7 protein-coding genes are annotated in these 6,347 nt (G+C 63.4%); 3 read left to right on the top strand and 4 right to left on the bottom strand.

The features are described from left to right. Positions 1-80: 80 nt before the first annotated feature. The 4 genes from KQH53_16385 to KQH53_16370 all read right to left on the bottom strand — a co-directional run bounded on the left by KQH53_16385 (position 81) and on the right by KQH53_16370 (position 2,864). Positions 81-401 carry a 4Fe-4S binding protein gene (locus tag KQH53_16385; GenBank protein ID MCB2228260.1) on the bottom strand — a complete coding sequence of 107 codons (321 nt, stop codon included), beginning with the start codon at positions 399-401 and terminating at the stop codon, positions 81-83. 107 nt (positions 402-508) lie between these two features. After that, positions 509-1,501, bottom strand: coding sequence for a TAXI family TRAP transporter solute-binding subunit (locus tag KQH53_16380; GenBank protein ID MCB2228259.1), 993 nt, complete (start codon positions 1,499-1,501; stop codon positions 509-511). 116 nt (positions 1,502-1,617) lie between these two features. Then, positions 1,618-2,013, bottom strand: a complete 396-nt coding sequence (locus KQH53_16375) for a hypothetical protein (protein MCB2228258.1) — start codon at positions 2,011-2,013, stop codon at positions 1,618-1,620. Between the two features lie 98 nt (positions 2,014-2,111). Beyond that, positions 2,112-2,864, bottom strand: a complete 753-nt coding sequence (locus KQH53_16370; GenBank protein ID MCB2228257.1) for a FadR family transcriptional regulator — start codon at positions 2,862-2,864, stop codon at positions 2,112-2,114. A 488-nt stretch (positions 2,865-3,352) separates the two neighbouring features. Between KQH53_16370 and KQH53_16365 the strand changes: the two genes are divergently transcribed. The 3 genes from KQH53_16365 (at position 3,353) to KQH53_16355 (ending at position 6,347) form a co-directional block, all read left to right on the top strand. Further along, a complete protein-coding gene (locus KQH53_16365; protein ID MCB2228256.1) occupies positions 3,353-4,177 on the top strand; it encodes a Cof-type HAD-IIB family hydrolase in 825 nt (274 codons plus the stop codon). A gap of 53 nt (positions 4,178-4,230) precedes the next feature. Beyond that, positions 4,231-5,298, top strand: coding sequence for a hypothetical protein (locus KQH53_16360; protein MCB2228255.1), 1,068 nt, complete (start codon positions 4,231-4,233; stop codon positions 5,296-5,298). A 389-nt stretch (positions 5,299-5,687) separates the two neighbouring features. Then, positions 5,688-6,347: a GntR family transcriptional regulator gene (locus KQH53_16355; protein ID MCB2228254.1), complete on the top strand. Its 660-nt coding sequence runs from the start codon at positions 5,688-5,690 to the stop codon at positions 6,345-6,347.

The following is a 6,347-nucleotide window of genomic DNA, read 5'->3' as shown; positions in this document are numbered from 1 at the left end:
CTCGTTGCCCTGCAAAAGCCGCGGCTGACCCTTGGCAAGGCGCTGGCGAGGCTTGGTTGTCCTGCGCTTGACGGCCATGGCTACGCCTCCCCCCCGGCGGACGGGGCCAGGCGCTCGAAGCTCACCCGGGCGGGTTGGGCCGCGTCGCTGCGTTTAACCGGCGACAAGGCGTCCAGCTCCGCATCGCCTTCCATGACTACGCTGAGGGCGAAGTCGGGGCAAAGCATGGCGCACAGGCCGCAGCCGGTGCAGCGCTCGGGCTGCTTCAAATAAGGATGTCCCCACTGGTCCGCCGCCAAGGCACCGCGCGGGCAAAAGGCCACGCAATTGCCGCAGCGTTTGCACCAGGTGCGATAGATGCTCAGTTTTTCCTTGGGCGGCTCTACCTGAGTTGATTTCACCGTGAGCTTCTCTCTGTCGCCGAGCTGTGTGGCGGCCGATAGCGAAATCCGTTGATGCCTGGCCGCCTCCGGCGGGGCGAACCCCGCCGAAGGCGCCGGGCCTCGGCTTAGCGGTAGTACTGCTCCCGCTTATCCCAGATACCGATTTCCTTGTAGTACTTGATGGCGCCGGGGTGATAACCCACGGGCACGCCGTCGCTGCCCCGGAAGGCGTTGACCGGCACGTACATCTTGGCCATGGGGTGAATGTTGTCCTTCTCCACCTTGTGGCCATAGACCGCCTTGAGGATGTTGTAGACCATGTCCTCGGACATATCGGTCCGGCACAACCACATCTGAGGCAGGGTGTAGGTGTGCACGTCCTTGTCGATGCCGGGGTACATGCCCGCCGGGAAGGTGATCGGCACCACGTTGGTGAACTTGGCGCGCAGCTTCTTCAGGGGCTCGCCGTCCACGTTGAGGATGCGGATGGGAATGTCGCGGGCCAGCTCCATCACCGCCGCGATGGGCGCGCCGGCCGCGATGACGCCGGCGTCGATGGTGTTGTCGCGGATTCCGCGGGCGATCTCATGGAAGGCGATGTACTTGGGGGTGAAGTCCTTGAAGGTGAGGCCGTAGGCCACCGGCAGGTGCTTCTTGGAGTAGATGTTCAAGGTGGCGCTGCCCGCGGGGCCCACGCCGATCACCTTGCCCTTGAAGTCGTAGGGCGTTTTGATGGGCGAGTCGGCCCGCACGATCCAGTGGGTGTCGCTGGTGTGGCCCACCGCGATGAGCCGCACCTTGTTCACGTCCATGCCCTGCTTTTTCAGGGCCTGCAAGGTGCCCATGCAGGCCAGGCCCATGTCCAGGGAGCCCCGGACGAGCAGGCGGCCGTTCTCGGTGGAAGCGGCGGTGGACTCGGCGGTCACGCGCACGCCGGGCACGTACTTGTTGATGATGGCCGAGAAGCCGGCCCCGATGAAGTAATAGGTGCCGGCTGGCGAGCCGGTGCCGAAAGACAGGAACTTGAGGGCCGAGGCCGGGGCGGGCTTGCCCACGACCAGGACCATGGCGGCCAGGAACATGACCATGGCCAGGCTGAGTTTCTTGGTGCTACGCATTTTTCCCTCCATGGACGCCGGTTCCGCCGCGTGGGGCCAACGGGGCCCTTGGCGCGCGGGCCGGCGCCGTGGCTTGCGCCGCGCTCCCTCTCCGGTGCGCCGCGCAAAAAATCCCTTTAGTCCGTGGGAAGCTCCTTGACCAGAATGGTCGCTTCCGCGGGCATCTTGTCGGTGTACATGGGCCAGGTCTGGCTCAGAGTCTTGCCCGGCGCGATGGTCCCGGTCTTGCGGGGGTAGAAGCCGCCGCTGGACACGCCGTTGGGCAGCCAGATATTGACCCGGAAGCGCTTGGGCACCTTGGACACGTTCTTGAGGCCCACCGTCACGTGGAGGCGCTGTTTGCCCTTGTACTTCTTGATCGCGTAGCTGTAGTTGGTCACGTCGGCGCTGGTGACCACTTCGAAATTGGTTTTGGGCTGCATCTCGGCCACAGCCGGCACGGCCCACAGGGCCAGAGCCGCCAATAAAAGCACGGCCAGCGCCCAAACGGCGGATTTGCGTTGCTTGACCATCGTTCCTCCTCCTCTAACTTGGCCAAATAAAGTCATTGTGGTGACTAAAAGAAACGGCGACGCCCCTTGTTGCGGGCATCGCCGTCATGATTGCTTTTCTAGGAAGTCTCCTTGTCCGGCAGCGGCGTGTCGAAGCCCAGCGTCTCGGATTCCCAGGGCAGAACCCCCGCGTACATCTCGTAGGTTTTGAGCAGGTGGTTACGGGTGTGGCTGTAGGCCGCCTCCGTATCCTGGTGGCGGATGGCCTCCAGAATTTCTTCGTGCTCGCCGATCAGGGCTTCGATCTTCTCCCGGCTCAGCTTGTCCTGGGTCATCTCGATGATCAGCCCGGAAAAGGTCTGGGTGATGGACTCGGAGATGAACAGCAGGATGGGGTTGTTGCAGATGCGGGCCACCTCGTGGTGGAAGCGCACGTTTTGCAAACGGGCGTTCTTGAGCGAGTTGTTCAGGTGCTTGCGGGCCTTCATCAGGGAGCCTTCCAGGCGCTCGATGTCCTGGGGGCTGCGGCTCTGGGCGGCGGACATGGCCAGGCCGGGCTCCAGGGAAAGCCGCGCCTCGATAAGGTGGCCGAAGTGCACCCGGCCCATCTGCACCAGGTTCTTGAAGTTCTCGGTGATGGGCATGGCGCTGGGCTCGGCCACGAAAGTGCCGCCGTTGACCCCCCGCTTGATGTAGATCAGGCCCATGCTCTTGAGGCTGGTCAGGGCGTCGCGCACCGTGACCCGGCTCACCTCGAACTGCTCCATTAGCTCGCGCTCGGCGGGCAGGCGCTGCCCTGGCGTGTAGAGGCCCGAAGTGATGGATTCCACCAGCTGAGCCTGGACCGCCTGGGCCAGGGAGGGCTTCTTCACGGATTTGAACTGCGAACTCAAATTACTACCCCGTCGCTGTGGGATAACGTATGATGTCATACCATAGAAAATCCAATTCACTAGTGTCAAGCGATTTTTGGCTATTCGATTACATTTTTATTATCAACTTGTTACGGAGACAGGCTTTAAACACCTAACCATTCAAGGTGATTGGTCTTCTTGGCAAAAATGGGCTTTACGAGCGCGGTTCGCCCGGTGGGGCATGGCTCCTTTACTGGCTGGACATGCCTTCCAAGCCGCCCCCGGCGCGGCGGCCGCCTGATTGACTAGGCCCGCGCCAAAAGGTAGGCTCATTGAGGTTCGGCCCCGGCGCACGAGCGGCGTGGCCGGGGGTGAATCCCTTTGGGCTTGATGTTTGAAGGCCCTTGGGTATAGTTTCCTTTAATTACAGTGAGTTTTCCGTTGGTTGCCCGGCCGGGCCCCACGGGAGGCCAAGGGATACAAACCGTCCGCCTGGGCGCGATGGCATGAGCATTAGCTACGTTTTCAACGACATTGACGGCTGCATCGACGACTTCGTCAAGCCGGGCTACCCGGACAAGCAGGACCTATCGCCCTATTCCGAGGGCCTGGTCCGTTTGCGCACCATAACCAAGCGCCTGCCGGACACCAGCTTCGGGGTGGCCACCGCCCGCTCGGTGCATGAGTGCGACAACATCATCCACGCCCTGGACTTCCAAGGTCCCTCCATCTGCGAATGCGGCAACATCGTCTACTTCCCCGGCGAGGGCGGCCACCTGCTCTTCGAGGACATGGACCTGGACGCGGCCCAGCGGGCCAGCATCAAGATGTTCCTGGATTGGCGGGCCAAGCTGGACCTGGACACCCTGGCCCGCGAGCGCTTCCCGCACACCGGCATCAAGATGCTCAAGGACCGCATGGCCATGGTCACCTTCGAGTTCAAGAAGAACGTGGGGCCGGGCCTGGTGGCCTGGCTGGAGGAGTTCTTCTTCCCCGAGGAGCTCAAACAAGCCATCGCCCGGGGGCACGTGACCATCTCCCCCTCCTCGGGCGCGGTGGACATCTTCCCCAACATCGGCAAGGCCAACGCCCTGAGCCATTTGGCCCGCGCCCTGGGTTTCGACCTGGAGGCCACCCTGGCGGTGGGCGACTCGTTGCACTCGGACCTGGAGATGTTGCAGGCCGCGGGCTATGCCGCCTGCCCCAACAACTCCGACCCCGGCCTCAAGGAGGCGGTGCGGGCCAAGGGCGAGCGGGGATACGTTTCGGACAAATCCTACAGCGAGGGCAACGTGGACATCATGAGCCACGCCCTGGCCAACTGGTGCTGAGCCACTGACCAACCCGGCCGCTCCACCGGACGGCCACAGCGGAGAGACCTCCCATGTCCCTGATGACCATCGACCGCGCCGCCCTGAGCGACATCCTGGCCAAGGTGAAGGACACCAAGATCTGCGTGCTGGGCGACTATTATCTGGACCGCTACTCCCTGGGCATCATGGAGGTGATCTCCCGCGAAGCGCCCATCCCCATCATCAGGCTCAAGTCCCAGGACTCCACCCGCTACCTTCCCGGCGCGGCAGGCAACGTGGCCCTGAACCTGGCCGACCTGGGGGCCCAGGTCTGCGCCATCGGCATCGTGGGCCACGACCACAACGGCCGCATCCTCCTGGACATCCTCAAGGAGCGGGGCATCGACACCAGCTATATGGTGGAGGTGAGCGACCGCCTCACCGGCGCCTTCGAAAAGTTCTACGCCTCGGCCTATCACAGCCGGGTGCAGCAGGTGGCCCGGGTGGACACCGAGAGCGCCAAGGCCATCTCCTCGGCCCAGGAAGAGCAGATCAAAGACAACATCGCGGCCGTCCTGGAAGTGGTGGACGGCTTCGTGGTGGCCGATTACGCCGAGATATTGGGCACCGGCGTGGTCACCGACAACGTGCTCACCTATTTGGACGAGAAGATCACGGCCAGCGGCAAGGTGGCCATCGGCGACAGCCGCCTGCGCGTGGACCAGTTCAAGGGCCTGATCTGCGTGCCCAACGACTACGAGGCGGCCATGGCCGCGGGCATCTACCAGTCGCACACCAGCCACGAAATCGGGGTGGAGGTGGTGATCGAAGCGGGCCGTATATTGGTCAAGAAGCTGCGCAGCGAGCTCTACATCACCCGGGGCGAGAACGGCATCATGTTCTTCGACCGCGAGGGCAACTACACCAAGGTACCCACCGTGCCCCTGGACGGCGAGATCGACCCCACCGGCGCGGGCGACTCGGTGGCCTCGGCCATCGCCTCTTCCCTATGCGCCGGGGCCAGCTTCGTGCACGCGGCCGAGATCGCCAACCTGGCCGCCCGGGTCTCGGTGGGCAAGGTGGGGGTCACCGGCACGGCCACCGCGCCCGAGATCCTGGCCACCCACCAGATCATCGAGGAAAACGGGGACGCGGACTAGCGCCCTCCCCTTTTTGCGCCAGCCTTCCGGGGCTCGGGCCATGCGCCCGGGCCCCGTTTTTTGGGGACGGGCCTTAACCCGAAAGCAACGGGGCCGTAGTGGTGGCGACCCGCTTCGCGCTCATCCGCCGGGACCCACGGCGGGCCGGGAGGTCGGTGTCTAAAGAGCCTCCCGTCTGCGGGCCCTAGGCAGGCCGGATCACTCGCAAGGCCCCGACCGCCTTTTGAACCATCTTTCCTTCCTTCAAAACCCTCTTGTCGATCTTGGCCCTGGTCTCGGGGCGTCCAGTTCTCCCGGCCGATTCGGCTTGACACAGATTGTCGGACAATGTTATCAGGCAATCATACGAACTTAACGGGCGGCCCTTGCGTCCGGAAAGGCGTCGCTCCATGACCCGCTCGGTGCGCGAAACCATCTTCGAGGCCATCCGCGAGGAGATCACCTACGGCCAGCTCTCGCCCGGTGAGCGCCTCACCGAAAAAGACCTGGCCCAGCGCTTCAACGCCAGCCGCAGCACCATCCGCGAGTGCCTACGCCTGCTGGAGGGCGAGGGCCTGCTCACCTACGCGCCCAACAAGGGCTACCGCGTATCCAAGCTCTCGGTTCGCCAAGTGGAGGAGATCTACGACCTCCGGCGCATCCTGGAGAGCTACGCCGCCCGCCTGAGCGCCGAAAAGGCAACCAAGGCCCAGGTGGCTCATCTGAAAAAGCTGCAAGCCGGTTGCCGCAAGGCCGCAGCCAAGCGCGACCTCAAAGAGTGGATTCACTACAACAGCCAGCTGCACTACTTTTTCTATGAGAACTGCGGCAACGAGAACCTGCGCCTGTTGCTGGAGACCCTCAAGCGGCGCATCTACCGCTACCAGTACGTGACCATCGCGGTCTCCGACCAGTTCCAGGAATTCCTGGAAGTGCACGAGAAGATCATCGAGGCCTGCGCCGCCCAGGACGGCCGCGCGGCTGAAAAGGCCATGAAAAAGCATTTGCACCAGATGCAGAGCGCCATGCTGGATTATTTGCAACAGTTCCCGGGCCTGGGCCCGAGATAG

This window comes from Desulfarculaceae bacterium (assembly GCA_020444545.1).
Lineage (GTDB): Bacteria > Desulfobacterota > Desulfarculia > Desulfarculales > Desulfarculaceae > Desulfoferula.
Note: the sequence above shows the minus strand (reverse complement) of the source record. Positions and strands in the feature narration are given on the sequence as shown.

What these genes read in the sequence shown, in the direction of transcription:
- KQH53_16380 (MCB2228259.1), bottom strand. Translation starts at nt 1,501, where the DNA reads ATGCGTAGCACCAAGAAACTCAGCCTGGCCATGGTCATGTTCCTGGCC.
- KQH53_16375 (MCB2228258.1), bottom strand. Translation starts at nt 2,013, where the DNA reads ATGGTCAAGCAACGCAAATCCGCCGTTTGGGCGCTGGCCGTGCTTTTA.
- KQH53_16365 (MCB2228256.1), top strand. Translation starts at nt 3,353, where the DNA reads ATGAGCATTAGCTACGTTTTCAACGACATTGACGGCTGCATCGACGAC.
- KQH53_16360 (MCB2228255.1), top strand. Translation starts at nt 4,231, where the DNA reads ATGTCCCTGATGACCATCGACCGCGCCGCCCTGAGCGACATCCTGGCC.
- KQH53_16355 (MCB2228254.1), top strand. Translation starts at nt 5,688, where the DNA reads ATGACCCGCTCGGTGCGCGAAACCATCTTCGAGGCCATCCGCGAGGAG.